At 63.4% G+C, this 13,479-nt stretch carries 14 protein-coding genes and 1 pseudogene; 4 read left to right on the top strand and 11 right to left on the bottom strand.

Translation table 11 applies throughout. The annotated features are described in order from the left end of the window. Nucleotides 1-27 precede the first annotated feature (27 nt). The 4 genes from EB231_RS16710 to EB231_RS16695 all read right to left on the bottom strand — a co-directional run bounded on the left by EB231_RS16710 (nucleotide 28) and on the right by EB231_RS16695 (nucleotide 4,025). On the bottom strand, nucleotides 28-999 hold the full coding sequence (locus EB231_RS16710; protein WP_056571965.1) for an ABC transporter substrate-binding protein: 972 nt from the start codon (nucleotides 997-999) through the stop codon (nucleotides 28-30). A 41-nt stretch (nucleotides 1,000-1,040) separates the two neighbouring features. After that, a complete protein-coding gene (locus EB231_RS16705; protein WP_172349771.1) occupies nucleotides 1,041-2,195 on the bottom strand; it encodes an ABC transporter permease in 1,155 nt (384 codons plus the stop codon). Further along, the gene (locus EB231_RS16700; protein ID WP_172349770.1) at nucleotides 2,192-3,070 is read right to left on the bottom strand and encodes an ABC transporter permease; all 879 of its coding nucleotides are present in this window, start codon (nucleotides 3,068-3,070) and stop codon (nucleotides 2,192-2,194) included. The genes EB231_RS16705 and EB231_RS16700 overlap by 4 nt, the downstream gene beginning before the upstream one ends. 163 nt (nucleotides 3,071-3,233) lie before the next feature. Then, nucleotides 3,234-4,025 carry an ABC transporter ATP-binding protein gene (locus EB231_RS16695; protein WP_056571950.1) on the bottom strand — a complete coding sequence of 264 codons (792 nt, stop codon included), beginning with the start codon at nucleotides 4,023-4,025 and terminating at the stop codon, nucleotides 3,234-3,236. A 130-nt stretch (nucleotides 4,026-4,155) separates the two neighbouring features. Between EB231_RS16695 and EB231_RS16690 the strand changes: the two genes are divergently transcribed. Further along, entirely contained in the window at nucleotides 4,156-4,560 is a 405-nt protein-coding gene (locus tag EB231_RS16690; protein ID WP_015317160.1) for a cupin domain-containing protein, read from the top strand. Between the two features lie 23 nt (nucleotides 4,561-4,583). Here EB231_RS16690 and EB231_RS16685 read toward each other — a convergent pair whose 3' ends face one another. From EB231_RS16685 to EB231_RS16670, 4 genes are all read right to left on the bottom strand, one after another. After that, nucleotides 4,584-4,961, bottom strand: a complete 378-nt coding sequence (locus tag EB231_RS16685; protein WP_172349769.1) for a hypothetical protein — start codon at nucleotides 4,959-4,961, stop codon at nucleotides 4,584-4,586. Nucleotide 4,962: 1 nt separating this feature from the next. After that, entirely contained in the window at nucleotides 4,963-6,414 is a 1,452-nt protein-coding gene (gene hydA / locus EB231_RS16680; RefSeq protein ID WP_172349768.1) for a dihydropyrimidinase, read from the bottom strand. A 66-nt stretch (nucleotides 6,415-6,480) separates the two neighbouring features. After that, entirely contained in the window at nucleotides 6,481-7,731 is a 1,251-nt protein-coding gene (locus EB231_RS16675) for a Zn-dependent hydrolase (protein WP_172349767.1), read from the bottom strand. A 71-nt stretch (nucleotides 7,732-7,802) separates the two neighbouring features. Further along, complete coding sequence (locus tag EB231_RS16670; protein ID WP_140775746.1) at nucleotides 7,803-9,131, bottom strand: aspartate aminotransferase family protein; 1,329 nt, start codon at nucleotides 9,129-9,131, stop codon at nucleotides 7,803-7,805. A gap of 242 nt (nucleotides 9,132-9,373) precedes the next feature. Here EB231_RS16670 and EB231_RS16665 point away from each other — a divergent pair, with 242 nt between their 5' ends. Further along, the gene (locus tag EB231_RS16665) at nucleotides 9,374-10,009 is read left to right on the top strand and encodes a TetR family transcriptional regulator C-terminal domain-containing protein (RefSeq protein WP_246740980.1); all 636 of its coding nucleotides are present in this window, start codon (nucleotides 9,374-9,376) and stop codon (nucleotides 10,007-10,009) included. 15 nt (nucleotides 10,010-10,024) lie between these two features. Here EB231_RS16665 and EB231_RS16660 read toward each other — a convergent pair whose 3' ends face one another. Continuing rightward, entirely contained in the window at nucleotides 10,025-10,897 is an 873-nt protein-coding gene (locus tag EB231_RS16660; protein ID WP_172349765.1) for a helix-turn-helix transcriptional regulator, read from the bottom strand. Between the two features lie 104 nt (nucleotides 10,898-11,001). Between EB231_RS16660 and EB231_RS16655 the strand changes: the two are divergent. Both EB231_RS16655 and EB231_RS16650 read left to right on the top strand, forming a co-directional pair. Further along, nucleotides 11,002-11,832, top strand: a pseudogene (locus EB231_RS16655) (SDR family oxidoreductase); the annotation flags it as partial. A gap of 4 nt (nucleotides 11,833-11,836) precedes the next feature. Next, on the top strand, nucleotides 11,837-12,559 hold the full coding sequence (locus EB231_RS16650; RefSeq protein ID WP_172349764.1) for an SDR family oxidoreductase: 723 nt from the start codon (nucleotides 11,837-11,839) through the stop codon (nucleotides 12,557-12,559). A gap of 9 nt (nucleotides 12,560-12,568) precedes the next feature. Here the strand turns inward: EB231_RS16650 and EB231_RS16645 are convergent, their stop codons facing one another. After that, a complete protein-coding gene (locus EB231_RS16645; protein ID WP_172349763.1) occupies nucleotides 12,569-12,946 on the bottom strand; it encodes a DoxX family protein in 378 nt (125 codons plus the stop codon). A gap of 65 nt (nucleotides 12,947-13,011) precedes the next feature. Further along, on the bottom strand, nucleotides 13,012-13,470 hold the full coding sequence (locus EB231_RS16640) for a carboxymuconolactone decarboxylase family protein (protein ID WP_172349762.1): 459 nt from the start codon (nucleotides 13,468-13,470) through the stop codon (nucleotides 13,012-13,014). Between the last annotated feature and the right edge of the window lie 9 nt (nucleotides 13,471-13,479).

The raw sequence follows: 13,479 nt of genomic DNA, 5'->3' as shown, positions 1-13,479 counted from the left end.
CTCCCGTAGGCTTATTATTTGATCGCCTTATTTGATCGCCTTGTCGGTGATGGCGGTCGTGTAGGCGCCTTTCGGCTCCTTGGTGATGATCTTCTGGTCGAGCAGCGCCTTGGCGGTGCGTTCATAGGTCGCCGGGTCGAGCTTGCCGTCGGCGTTGTCGATCAGCTTGGCGACTTCGCTCATCATCCGCTTCTGGTGGTTCTCGTCCTGGCCGCCGCCGTCCATGACGATGCCGGCGGCTTCGTCATTGTTGTCGACGGCATATTTCCAGCCTTTCATCGAGGCGCGCACGAACCGCACCATCTTGTCCTCGAAGGCCGGGTCCTTGAGCTTGTCTTCCGAGGCATAGAGCCCGTCCTCGAGCAGGTCGTTGCCCATCGCCGAGTAGTTGAAGACAGTCAGCTGTTCCGGCTTGTAGCCGGCGTCGATCAACTGCCAGTACTCATTGTAGGTCATGACCGAGATGCAATCCGCCTGCTTCTGGATCAGCGGCTGCACGTCGAAGCTTTGCTTCAAGACCGTGACGCCATCCGGGCCGCCATCGGTCTTGAGGCCGAGCTTGTTCATCCAGGCGTAGAACGGATATTCGTTGCCGAAGAACCAGACACCGAGCGTGTGGCCCTTGAAGTCGGCTTCGGTCTTGATCGGACCGTCCTTCGGGCAGACCAGCTCCATGCCGGCCTTCTTGAACGGCTGGGCAATGTTGACCAGCGGCACGCCCTTTTCGCGCGCGGCCAGTGCCCCGCCCATCCAGTCGACGATGACGTCGGCACCGCCGCCGGCGATCACCTGCTCGGGCGCAATGTCCGGGCCGCCCGGCTTGATGTCGACGTCGAGACCCTCGGCCTCGTAGAAACCCTTGGCCTTGGCGACATAGTAGCCGGCAAACTGGGCCTGCGTGACCCATTTCAACTGCAACGTCACCTTGTCGGCGGCCATTGCCTGGAACGCGGCCAGCGACATCGCGCCGGCCAAAACGGGAATAATCAGTTTTTTCATTCTTTTACCCTCTGAAGTTAGTGCCCTTAAACCCACCGCCCCTATCCACCACGGACAGAGGGATGCCAAAACGTGACGGCTCTTTCGACAAGAGCGACCACGCCATAAAAGACCGAACCCGCAAGTGCTGCAACTGCGATTTCGGCCCAGACCATGTCGATGTTCATCCGCCCGACCTCGGTCGAGATGCGGAAGCCCATGCCGACCACGGGCGTGCCGAAGAACTCGGCGACGATGGCGCCGATCAGGGCCAGCGTCGAGTTGATCTTCAGCGCGTTGAAGATGAAGGGGGCCGCTGCCGGCAGCCTGAGCTTGACCAGTGTCGGCCAGTAGCCCGACGCATAGGTGCGCATCAGGTCGCGCTCCATATGGCCTGAGGCGGCCAGGCCGGCGACCGTGTTCACCAGCATCGGGAAGAAGGTCATGATGATGACGACAGCCGCCTTGGACTGCCAGTCGAAGCCGAACCACATGACCATGATTGGCGCCACGCCGATGATCGGCAGCGCCGAGACCATGTTGCCGATCGGCAGGAGTCCGCGCCGCAGGAACGGCACGCGATCGGCGAGGATCGCGGTGATGAAACCGGCGCCGCTGCCGACGACATAGCCGAAGAGCACCGCCTTGAAGATGGTCTGCCGGACATCGGCGCCGAGCACCGGCAGCGAGCTGGCGATGCGCGCGCCGATGGCGCTGGGCGGCGGCAACAGGATGAAGGGGATGCCGGCGCCCCGCGTCACCGCTTCCCAGATGATCAGGATCCAGGCGCCGAATATGGCGGGGATTATCAGGCGCAGCGCGTTGCGGGCCAATCCCCTCATCGGACGAAGGCTGGACAGCACCGCCACGCAGCGCCAGCCAAGCAACCAGGCGGCCGCGAGCAGCAGGAAATACGGCGCCAGTGCCGTGCCTTCGAACCCCGCGATGCCCGAGATCAGCAGCCAGGCAACGAGATGGGCGCCGACAAACAGCACGACGGCCTCCGCAAGCGACGGAATCCTGATCATCGAGATCAGTGCCGCCACGATCGCCAGGCCGAGCATCACGCCCTTCGTTCCAAGGTAGGGATAGTTGATGCTCGCTGTCGGGTCCGCAAGCGCTGCCGCTTCCGGCTTCGACATCGCGCCGAGGGCGACCGCGATCAGGCAGAGCAGGATCGCCAGCACCGCTTGCCAGGAGGGTTTCAGCCACTTCATGCCGGCCTCCCGCCCATGGCGCGGTCGACGAGGCGGCCGGCAATGCCGACCACCATGACCAGAAGTGCCGCCACGATGGAACCCGCGACCAGCGCCGACCAGATGTCGATGGACTGGCTGTAATAGGCGCCGGCGAGCAGCTTGGCGCCGATGCCGGCGACCGCACCGGTGGGCAGTTCGCCGACGATGGCGCCGACCAGGCTTGCCGCCACCGCCACCTTCATGGAGGTGAACAGGAACGGCACCGAGGCCGGGACACGCAATTTCCAGAAGGTCTGCGCACGGCTGGCATTGTAGGTATGCATCAGGTCGAGATGCATGATCTCGGGCGAGCGCAGCCCCTTCACCATGCCGACGGTCACCGGGAAGAACGACAGATAGGTCGAGATCATCGCCTTCGGGATCAGGCCGGTGATGCCGATCGCCGCCAGCACGACGATGATCATCGGCGCCACCGCCAGGATCGGAATGGTCTGCGAAGCGATGATCCACGGCATCAGGCTGCGGTCGAGCGTCGCCACATGCACGATGCCCACCGCGATGATGATGCCGAGCGCGGTGCCGAAGGCGAAGCCGAGCAGTGTCGACGACAGCGTCACCCAGGCATTGTAGACGAGGCTGCGGTTCGAATTGATGGGCCGCAGAAAAGTGTTCTCGAAGAAGTTCACCGCCACCTGATGCGGCGCCGGCAGCGTCGGCTTGGGCTGCGACAGCGTCTTGCCGATGAATTCGCTGAAGGTGGAGGTCGCGTTGGCGCGGCGGTCGAGGTCGCGCTGAAACGGCGTGTTGAGGATGACGGCGAAGACGTACCAGAGGATGACGACGCCCAACAGGATCGACGTCACGGGGACGAGCTTGTCGCGGAACGAGTCCATCTAGCGGGCCCCTTCTCCTCTCCCCACCGGGGAGAGCGTGGCCGGAGCGAAGCGAAGGGCGGGTGTCTTTCTCTTCGTCATCCTAGGGTCTACGCAGGCCGCTTCGCGCCTGCTCCGCCCTAGGATGAGGAAGGCGGGGGTGGCTGCTCGCTTGTCAGAGCGCTCAATCATCATAGCTGTGCCCTGCCCGCAGACCATCGCGCACGCGGGCCGCGATCGCCAGAAACTCCGGCGTCTCGCGGATGTCGAGCGGCCGCTCCTTCGGCAGTGTCGATTCGATGATGTCGCTGACACGCCCCGGGCGCGGTGACATGACCACGATGCGCGTCGAGAGGTAGACGGCTTCCGGAATGGAGTGAGTGACGAAGCAGATGGTCTTGTTGGTTCGCGCCCACAGTTGCAGCAATTGCTCATTGAGATGGTCGCGCACAATCTCGTCCAGCGCGCCGAATGGCTCGTCCATCAACAGCAGGTCGGCGTCGAAGGCGAGCGCACGCGCGATCGAGGCGCGCTGCTGCATGCCGCCGGAAAGCTGCCAGGGGTATTTTTTCTCGAAGCCCGAGAGGTTGACGAGGTCGAGCGTGCGCTTGATGCGCTCCGCCTGCTCCGCCCTGGAGAGGCCCATGATCTCCAGCGGCAGCGCGACATTGCGTTCGATCGTGCGCCACGGAAACAGCGCGGCGGCCTGGAAGACATAGCCATAGGCGCGCTTCTCGCGTGCCTGCTCCGCAGTCATGCCGTTGACCGAAATCGTCCCCGATGTCGGTTTCTCCAGGTCGGCGATGACGCGCAGCAGCGTGGTCTTGCCGCAACCCGACGGCCCGATAAAGGAGACGAATTCTCCCTTGCCGATGGTCAGGTCGACATTGGACAGTGCCTGGACCGGTCCGTCATTGGTCTGGAAGGTGAGGCCAAGTTTGCTTGCCGCGACGACGGCTGGCGAAATTCCGGTCATCGGCTGCCGCCTGCCTGTTCCCGCCCCTGCGGCGCCGTCCGGATTCCGATTGCTTTTATAGCGATGTTGTTTTCCACTCGCCCAGTCCCATTGGTCTTGTCCCACTCAAATCGACGCCCGGAGTTCCCCGATGTCGCCCAAACCCACTTGCCATCTTATCCGCCCTGAAAGCACTTATGAAGGCAAGCAGGGTTTGACCTATTTCGCCGGCATTGCCACGGAATCGGTCGGCTCCTCCGGCATCTGCATGCACGTTCTCACCATGCCGCCCGGCGCCCGCGCCAAGGCGCATCTGCACGAGAACCATGAGACGGCGATCTATGTCCTCTCCGGCGAGGTCCATACCTGGTATGGCGACCGGCTCGAGCACCACATCGTCGTCAAGGCCGGTGACCTCTTCTACATTCCTGCCGGCGTGCCGCATTTGCCGGCCAATCTGAGCAACGCCCCGTCTTCGGCCGTCATTGCCCGCACCGATCCCAACGAACAGGAAAGCGTCGTCCTGCTGCCGGAACTGGATGCGCTGGTCGCCTGAGGTCGACGCAAAGGCTCGTGCCGTCATTTGCACCGAGAGACTTCGCCCATGACGTTGCCGTCCTCGTCGGCGATCACCAATCTCTTGGCGTTCTTGGCGCTCTTCCTGATGGTGAACTGGCCGGGCGTCTCGCCCTCCTCGCCTTCCGCCTGGCAACTGGCCTTCACCGCCAGCGACCCGTCGGCCTGGACCTTCTTTTCGGTGAAGGTGCAAGCGCTGGCCACCGTGACGAACGCCTCGCTGGTCAGAAGCAGCATGTCCTCGGCATAGACCTGCTGGCCGTTCTTGTTGATGCAACCGGACTTGTTGCCATAAGGTTTGCTGAGGTCGATGCCGGCCGCTGACGCCTGACTGGCCGCCAGAACCACAAGAGCGCTGAAAAGAAGCCTCCCGCGCCGCACCTCAAACTCCCGTCGCCGGGATGCCTGTGCGTTCCACCTTGCGCGGCGCGGTGATTTCCTTCCACGTCGACAGCGCGCGGTTGACCGCGGCGTTCGGCTCGCGCCCGACGAACTGGCCATGGCCGGGCTTGGCCTTCACCTCGGTCTCCTCGATCGACAGTTCGCCGCGCGAGAAGACGAAGCGTGGCAGGCCGGTCACCTCGACGCCTTCGAAGACGTTATAGTCGATGACAGACTGCTGCTTCTTGGCTGCGATCGTCTTCTTGCGCTTCGGATCCCAGACGATGATGTCGGCGTCAGCACCTTCGACGATGGCGCCCTTCCTGGGATACATGTTGAGGATCTTGGCGATGTTGGTCGAGGTCACCGCGACGAACTCGTTCATCGTCAGCCGCCCGGTGTTGACGCCCTTGGTCCACAACACCGGCAAACGGTCCTCGAGGCCACCGGTGCCGTTCGGTATCTTGGTGAAATCGCCGACGCCGAAGCGCTTCTGCTTGGTGGTGAAGGCGCAATGGTCGGTCGCCACCACCTGCAGCGATCCCGCCTGCAAGCCGGCCCACAACGAATCCTGGTGCAGCCTGTTGCGGAAGGGTGGGCTCATCACGCGCCGCGCGGCATGATCCCAGTCCTTGTCGAAATACTCGCTCTCGTCCAGTGTCAGGTGCTGGATCAGCGGTTCGCCGAAAACGCGCATGCCTTTCTGGCGCGCCCGGCGGATGGCCTCATGGCTCTGCTCGCAGGAGACATGCACGACATAGAGCGGCACGCCGGCCATGTCGGCGATCATGATGGCGCGGTTGGTCGCCTCGCCCTCCACTTCCGGCGGGCGCGAATAGGCATGGCCCTCGGGTCCGTTGTTGCCGGCGGCGAGCAGCTTCTGCGACAGGGCGGCAACCACATCGCCATTCTCGGCATGCACCAGCGGCAGCGCGCCAAGGTCGGCGCAGCGCTGGAACGACGCATACATCTCGTCGTCATCCACCATCAGTGCGCCCTTGTAGGCCATGAAGTGCTTGAACGAGGTGATGCCCTTGTCGACGACGGTGGCCATTTCGTCGAACACCTGCTTGCCCCACCATGTGATCGCCATGTGGAAGGAATAGTCGCACGACGCCTTGGAGGTCTTGTTGTCCCACATCTGCAAGGCCTCCAACAGCGATTGCTGCGGCGCCGGCAGGCAGAAATCGACCACCATCGTGGTGCCGCCGGCAAGGGCCGCACGCGTGCCGGATTCGAAATCGTCGGCCGAATAGGTGCCCATGAACGGCATTTCGAGATGGGTATGAGGGTCGATGCCGCCCGGCATCACATAGCAGCCGGTGGCGTCGTACTCATGATCGCCATGCAGGTCCGAGCCGATGGCGACGATCTTGCCGTGGCTGAACAGCACGTCGGCCTTCCAGCTGCGGTCAGCGGTGACGACGGTGCCGTTCTTGATGACTTTGGTCATTTTCGTGTTCCCTTGTTCTTTTCGCGCTTCTTCGTGAGCAGCGTTTGGAATCTGGATGTCTAAAGCTCACTCCACGATGACAGCCGTCTCCACCACCGCGTGGAACAGCACGTCGGCGCCGGCCGAGGCCCATTCCTTGGTGATCTCCTCGGCCTCGTTGTGGCTCAGCCCATCGACGCAGGGGCACATCACCATTGCGGTCGGCGCGACGCGGTTGATCCAGCAGGCATCATGGCCGGCACCCGAGACGATGTTGCGGTGCGTGTAGCCAAGCCGTTCGGCGGCATCGCGGATGGCCTTCACGCAGCCGGCATCGAAAGTGACCGGATCGAAATGGCCGACCTGCTCGACCTTGTACTGGATATCCAGTGCCTCGCAGATCGTGTCGATGCCTTCGCGGATGCGGCCGTCCATGGCGTCCAGCACTTCCTTCTCCGGCGAGCGTATGTCGATGGTGAAGACGGTGCGGCCGGCGATGATGTTGCGCGAGTTGGGATAGGCCTCCATGTGGCCGACCGCGCCAACGGCGTCGGGCTGGTAGTCCATGGCGATCTCATGCACCAGTTCGATCACGCGAGCCATGCCGAGCCCGGCATTGCGGCGCTTGGGCATCGGCGTCGAGCCGGTATGGGCTTCCTTGCCGGTCAGCGTCACCTGCAGCCATTTCAGGCCCTGGCCATGGGTGACGACACCGATGTCTATGTCTTCGTCCTCGAGGATCGGGCCCTGCTCGATATGCAGTTCGAAGAAGGCGTGGATCTTGCGATCGCCGACCTTCTCGGTGCCCTTCCAGCCTATGCGCTCCAGCTCCTCGCCGAATTTCTTGCCGTTCTTGTCCGTGTGCTCATAGACATCGGCCTGATCGAGCACACCGGCGAACACGCCCGACGCCATCATCGCCGGCGCGAAGCGCGAGCCTTCCTCGTTGGTCCAGTTGGTGACGACGATCGGATGTTTCGTCTTGATGCCGAGATCGTTGAGTGAGCGCACGACTTCCAGCCCGCCAAGAACGCCGAGCACCCCGTCATATTTGCCGCCTGTCGGCTGCGTGTCGAGATGGCTGCCGACATAGACCGGGGCCAGGCTGGGGTCGGTGCCCTCGCGGCGGGCAAACATGGTGCCCATCTCGTCGACGCCCATTTCGAGCCCGGCGGCCTCGCACCAGCGCTTGAACAGATGCCGGCCCTCGCCATCCTCGTCTGTCACGGTCTGGCGATTGTTGCCGCCGGCAATGCCGGGGCCGATCTTCGCCATCTCCATCAGCGAATCCCACAAACGATCTGAATTGATTCGCAGATTCTCGCCGGGTGCGGCCATTCAAAATCCTTCCATTTCATGCTCTGGGCGGGTGGCGGTTCCCATCGCCACCCGCCCAGATAAAAGCAAGTCTAGTCTATCGACCGCAGCACTTCCCGCACATGGTCGATCAGTTCGTTGATCTGGCCCTTGGTGATGATCAGCGGCGGCGACAGCGCGATGATATCACCGGTGGTGCGAATCAGCGCGCCGCGTTCGAACGCCTTGACGAAGGCCGAGAAGGCGCGCTTGGTCGGGCTGCCGGCAATAGGCGCCAGTTCGATCGCGCCGATCAGGCCGATGTTCCTGATGTCGATGACATGCGGCTCGCCCTTCAGCGAGTGCAGCGCGTCTTCCCAATAGGGCGCCAGTTCCTCGCCGCGGGTAAGCAGACCTTCTTCCTTGTAGGTGTCGAGTGTGCCGAGTGCGGCCGCACAGGCGATCGGATTGCCCGAATAGGTGTAGCCGTGGAAGAACTCGATCATGTGCTCGGGACCGGTCATGAAGGCGTCGTGGATTTCCTTCTTCACGAACACCGCGCCCATCGGGATGACGCCGTTGGAGACGCCCTTGGCGGTGGTCATGATATCGGGAACCACGCCGAAATAGTCGGCCGCGAACGGTGCGCCGAGGCGGCCGAAACCGGTGATGACCTCGTCGAAGATCAACAGGATGCCATGCTTGGTGCAGATTTCGCGCAGCTTCTGCAGATAGCCCTTGGGCGGCAGGATGACGCCGGTGGAGCCGGCGACCGGCTCGACGATGACAGCGGCGATGGTCGAGGCGTCATGCAGCGCCACGATGCGTTCCAACTCGTTGGCGAGCTCCGCGCCATGTTCCGGTACGCCCTTGGAGAAGGCGTTCTTCTCCGGCAGATGCGTGTGCGGCATATGGTCGACGCCGCCGAGCAGCGTGCCGAACATCTTGCGGTTGGTGACGATGCCGCCGACCGAGATACCGCCGAAATTAACGCCATGATAGCCGCGCTCGCGGCCAATCAGGCGGGTGCGCGATCCCTCGCCCTTCACCCGGTGATAGGCAATCGCCATCTTCAGCGCGGTCTCGACCGATTCCGAACCGGAATTGGTGAAAAACACGTGGTCCATGCCCTTGGGCGCGATGTCGACCAGGCGGTTGGCCAGTTCGAACACGATGGGATGGCCCATCTGGAAGGCAGGCGCGTAATCGAGTTCGGCGGCCTGGTGCTGGATCGCCTCGGTGATCTTCGGCCGGCAGTGGCCGGCATTGACGCACCACAGGCCGGCGGTGCCGTCCAGCACCTTGCGGCCGTCGCTGGTCGTGTAATGCATGTCCTTGGCGGACACGAACATGCGTGGCGCCTGCTTGAACTGCCGGTTTGCCGTGAACGGCATCCAGAATGCACTGAGATCGTTCGGCGTGACTTTCAGCCGGTTGGACATGACCAAGACTTCCCCTTGTAACCTGTTTCGGTGCGTCCAACGCTTGGTCTTTGCGCCGTTTTCATGCTACGCAAATTTTTGACCGATTGGACAAACGTTAGCACCGCCCTGTCGGCGGTCAAGGGATTACTAGCGGAAATGCGGCTCCTGAAGTGCGTTCCACAGCCCGGGGAAAAACTGGTCCAGAGAATTGGTCCAGATGACCTTGAGCACGAGATTTGGCAATGCGAGGGTCCGCAAAGGTGAACACCAGCACGGAAGCCCCCCGCCGCACCCGCATCCAGCAGGAAAAGCGCGAAATCATCCTGGAGGCCGCACTCGAGGTGTTCTCCACCAACGGCTTCCGCGGCTCGACCATAGACCAGATCGCCGAAGCCGCCGGCATGTCGAAGCCGAACCTGCTCTATTACTTCCGCCGCAAGGAAGACATTCACGAGACTTTGATGCAGCGCCTGCTCGACACCTGGCTGGCGCCGTTGCGTGAGCTCGACGACATCGGCGATCCCATGACCGAGCTCAGGAGCTACATCCGGCGCAAGCTCGAAATGGCGCGCGATTTTCCGCGCGAGAGCCGGCTGTTCGCCAACGAGATCCTGCAAGGCGCGCCGCGCATCATGCCGCTGCTGGCCGGCGAGTTGAAGACGCTGGTCGACGAGAAGGCATCAGTCATCAAGGGCTGGATGCGTGCCGGCAAGATCGCCAAGACCGACCCCTGGCACCTGATCTTCTCGATCTGGGCGACGACGCAGCACTATGCCGATTTCGACGTCCAGGTCCGCGCGGTGCTGGGACCGAACCGAGGCGGCGACGGCCGCTTCGAGGACGCGGCGCGGTTTCTGGAGCAATTGTTTCTTGAGGGGCTGAGACCAAAGGGCTGACCCGGCCGCGATGGTTCAGGCGCTGCGTCGCTCGGCCGGAAGGTCGTCGAGCAGCTTGCGCAGCTTGGCGATCGAGTTCTGCTCGGCAAGCGGCGTGTAGACGATCAGCTTCATGTCCGAGCCGTCGTCGATCGACAGGCTCATATGCTCGAACACCATCGGGCCGGCTGTGGGGTGGCGCAGGTGCTTCAAGCCGGACAGGCGGTGCACGACGTCGCGCTGCGGCCACCATTCCCGGAACTCGGGACTTGAGCGCATCATCAGCGCGATCAGCCGCTCGAAATCCGGATCACCGACATACTTCGCGCTTTCGGCGCGGAACGCGGCGAGAGTGGCGCGGGCCACCTGCTCCCAGTCGACCAGCAGATGCCGCCGGTGCGGATCGGTGAAAACGCCATGGATGATGTTGCGGGCGTCCCCCTCCAACAGGCCGTAATCGCCGAAAATGGCAACAGCCGCGCCATTCCAGGCCAGCACGTCCCAGCGCGGGCCGACGACATAGGCGGGCTGCAGCACCAGGCTCTGCAGCATATGCAGCAAGGGCCCGTCGACCTTCGCCGGCACAATGCGCCGCCGCTCGGGCTGCTGGCGGCCGGCGAGCGTGAACAAATGCCGCTTCTCAGCCGGGTCCAGCCGCAGCGCCTCGCTGAGCGCCGTCAGCACTTCCACCGAAGGGCGCACGTCCCTGCCCTGCTCCAGCCAGGTGTACCAGGTGGTGCCGACACCGGCGATCATTGCCACCTCTTCGCGGCGCAGGCCCGGCGTTCGCCGCCTGAGGCCGGTCGCGATGCCGGTTGCCGAGGGCGTTAGCCTCTCGCGTCGCGAGCGCAGGAAAGCACCGAGTTCGCGCCGGCGGCTGTCTTCAGCGGAATGTGTGGGAGCATCCATGACGTTTATTATAGCAGTACTGATACCAGGATAAAGTTTGAACTGTTTGAGGCCTGCCGGATGCCCCATCTTCGGCTCGGAGCGACGAAATGGAGGCTCCGGACATGGACCTGAAAGACAAGACAATCCTCATCACCGGCTCGACCGATGGCGTCGGCCGCGTCGTGGCGCAAAGGCTGGGTGCCGCCGGCGCCCGCGTGCTGGTGCACGGCCGTGACGCGGCGCGCGGCAAGGCGGTAGTCGCCGAAATCGAGGCAGCCGGCGGCAAAGCCGAGTTCTTCGCCGCCGACCTCGGCTCGCTGGCCGAGGTTCGCCGCCTCGCCGAAACCATCCGCGCCAGGACGGACCGGCTCGACATCCTCATCAACAATGCCGGCATCGGTACGGCAGGCGCCAAGAGACTGGTCAGCGCCGACGGTTACGAACTGCGCTTCGCGGTCAACTATCTCGCCGGTTTCCTGCTGACCTCGGAACTGCTGCCGTTGCTGAAGGCGAGTGCGCCGGCGCGCATCGTCAATGTCGCTTCGGCCGGCCAGCAGGCAATCGACTTCGGCGATGTAATGTTGGCCGACGGCTATAGCGGCGTACGCGCCTACTGCCAGAGCAAGCTGGCGCAGATCCTGTTCACCGTCGATCTGGCGGAACAGCTGAAAGGCACCGGCGTCACCGTCAACGCGCTGCATCCGGCGAGCTACATGAACACCACCATGGTCCGGCAGGCGGGCGTGACGCCATGGAGTTCGGTCGAAACCGGCGCCGACGCGATCGTCAACCTCGCGACCTCGTCCGCGCTCGCAGGACGCAGCGGCCTCTATTTCGACGGCCTGCGCGAATCCCGCGCCGACGCCCAGGCCTACGACGCCAGGACAAGACAGCAATTGCGGAGCCTGAGCCTCGACCTTGTCGGCCCGGCCTACTCAAAATCGAAGGAACAAACTCATGACCAACAGAACCGAACACACAGTCATCATCGGCGGCTCGTCCGGCATCGGCCTGGCAACCGCGCGCAAGCTGATTGGACCCGGCATGAAGGTGACGATCACCGGGCGCAACCAGGACAAGCTCGCCGGCGCCTGGAAAAGCCTTGGCGGCGCTGCCGACAAGGCGGCCTTCGATGCTTCGAAGCCGGATGAAGTGCGTCAGTTCTTCGAGCGCCTCGGCCCGTTCGACCACCTCGTTCTGGCGGCGAGCGGCGGCAAAGGCCTCGGCCCGTTCGAGACCCTCGACCTTGCCGACATCGGCAGCGGCGTCGAGGAGAAGGTACGGCCGCAACTGTCCTGCCTGCAGGCAGCCCTGCCGACGCTCGGCAAGACCGGATCGGTCACCTTCATATCGGCGGTATCGGCTCAGGTCGCCATGCCGGGCATCGCCGGCATCGGCGCCATCAACGGCATGCTGTTGACCGTGGCGCCGATCCTGGCTGTCGAACTGAAGCCCTTGCGCGTCAACGTCGTGGCGCCTGGCGTTATCGACACGCCGTGGTGGGATTTTTTACCGGAAGAGCAGCGGCAGGCGGTCTTTGCCGAATATGCCGGCAAGACGCCCGTGGGGCGGGTTGGCCGTGCCGAGGATGTCGCCTCGGCGATAGCCTTCCTCGTCTCCAACGGTTTCATGACCGGCCAGGTTCTGACCTGCGACGGTGGTCTGCGGTTCGCGGCATGACCTCAGCCTTCAAACGGATTGAGCGATCAGAGTCAGGAAACCGCCCGTCAGCGCGACATTGCCGACGACGCCGTTGATGCGCGCCGCGCGGTCCGGGCCCTGATGGTCCCAGAAATTGTGGAATATCGGTGTCGCGACGACCAGGAACACCACCAGCACCGCACAGGCGATCGCGGTCCATGGCCCAGCTATCACCAGAACACCGGCAACGATCTGCAAGACGATGCCGGCCCATAGCGCCAGCCGCGCCCGCGGCACGCCGCGCGCGGCCATCAGCCCTGTCAGGAAAGCAGCGTTCTGGATGTTGCGCAGGCCGGCGAAGGCAAAAGCGCCGCCGAGCAACAGGCGGCCGAGAAACAACAAGGTCGAAGGCAAATCGACAGGCATCAAACGCTCCCTTTGAAACTGTTGGAGCGCCGCCGCCCCGGCGGCGCTCCCATAGCGCAAGAAAATCAGGCTGCCTTGGCGGCCGGCATCGGATGAATGGCGTGGAACGGGATGCAAAGCCGGTTCCAGGTGTTGATCATGCCGAGAGCAACCGACAGCTTGACCAGTTCCTCGTCCGAGAAATGCTCAAGCGTGCGGGCATAAAGTTCGTCAGAGACGCCATTGTCAGCAATCAGGGTCACCGCCTCGGTCCAGGCAAAGGCGGCGCGCTCGCGTTCGGAAAACAGCGGCGATTCCTTCCAGGCCGAGACGAGATAGAGCCGCTGCTCGGTTTCTCCGTCGCGCCTCGCCTCGCGGCTGTGCATCTCGACGCAGTAGGAGCAGCCATTGATCTGCGACGCCCTGAGCTTGATCAGGTGCAGCAGGCTCACCTCCAGCCCGCATTCGTCGACCGCCTTGTTGAGCGCCGACACCGCCTTCATGATCTCGGGCGCCTTGGCGAAGAATTGCATCCTCTGTTTCATCGTCTTCCT

The organism is Mesorhizobium sp. NZP2298, assembly GCF_013170825.1.
Taxonomy (GTDB): Bacteria; Pseudomonadota; Alphaproteobacteria; order Rhizobiales; family Rhizobiaceae; genus Mesorhizobium.
The sequence above is the reverse complement of the archived record's forward strand: the minus strand, read 5'-3'. Positions and strand labels throughout refer to the sequence as shown.

Excerpts from the sequence above, each read along its gene's own strand:
- EB231_RS16660 (WP_172349765.1), bottom strand. The coding sequence starts at position 10,897 with ATGGATGCTCCCACACATTCCGCTGAAGACAGCCGCCGGCGCGAACTC.
- EB231_RS16640 (WP_172349762.1), bottom strand. The coding sequence starts at position 13,470 with ATGAAACAGAGGATGCAATTCTTCGCCAAGGCGCCCGAGATCATGAAG.
- EB231_RS16670 (WP_140775746.1), bottom strand. The coding sequence starts at position 9,131 with ATGTCCAACCGGCTGAAAGTCACGCCGAACGATCTCAGTGCATTCTGG.
- hydA (WP_172349768.1), bottom strand. The coding sequence starts at position 6,414 with ATGACCAAAGTCATCAAGAACGGCACCGTCGTCACCGCTGACCGCAGC.
- EB231_RS16675 (WP_172349767.1), bottom strand. The coding sequence starts at position 7,731 with ATGGCCGCACCCGGCGAGAATCTGCGAATCAATTCAGATCGTTTGTGG.
- EB231_RS16705 (WP_172349771.1), bottom strand. The coding sequence starts at position 2,195 with ATGAAGTGGCTGAAACCCTCCTGGCAAGCGGTGCTGGCGATCCTGCTC.
- EB231_RS16710 (WP_056571965.1), bottom strand. The coding sequence starts at position 999 with ATGAAAAAACTGATTATTCCCGTTTTGGCCGGCGCGATGTCGCTGGCC.
- EB231_RS16695 (WP_056571950.1), bottom strand. The coding sequence starts at position 4,025 with ATGACCGGAATTTCGCCAGCCGTCGTCGCGGCAAGCAAACTTGGCCTC.
- EB231_RS16650 (WP_172349764.1), top strand. The coding sequence starts at position 11,837 with ATGACCAACAGAACCGAACACACAGTCATCATCGGCGGCTCGTCCGGC.
- EB231_RS16645 (WP_172349763.1), bottom strand. The coding sequence starts at position 12,946 with ATGCCTGTCGATTTGCCTTCGACCTTGTTGTTTCTCGGCCGCCTGTTG.
- EB231_RS16700 (WP_172349770.1), bottom strand. The coding sequence starts at position 3,070 with ATGGACTCGTTCCGCGACAAGCTCGTCCCCGTGACGTCGATCCTGTTG.
- EB231_RS16690 (WP_015317160.1), top strand. The coding sequence starts at position 4,156 with ATGTCGCCCAAACCCACTTGCCATCTTATCCGCCCTGAAAGCACTTAT.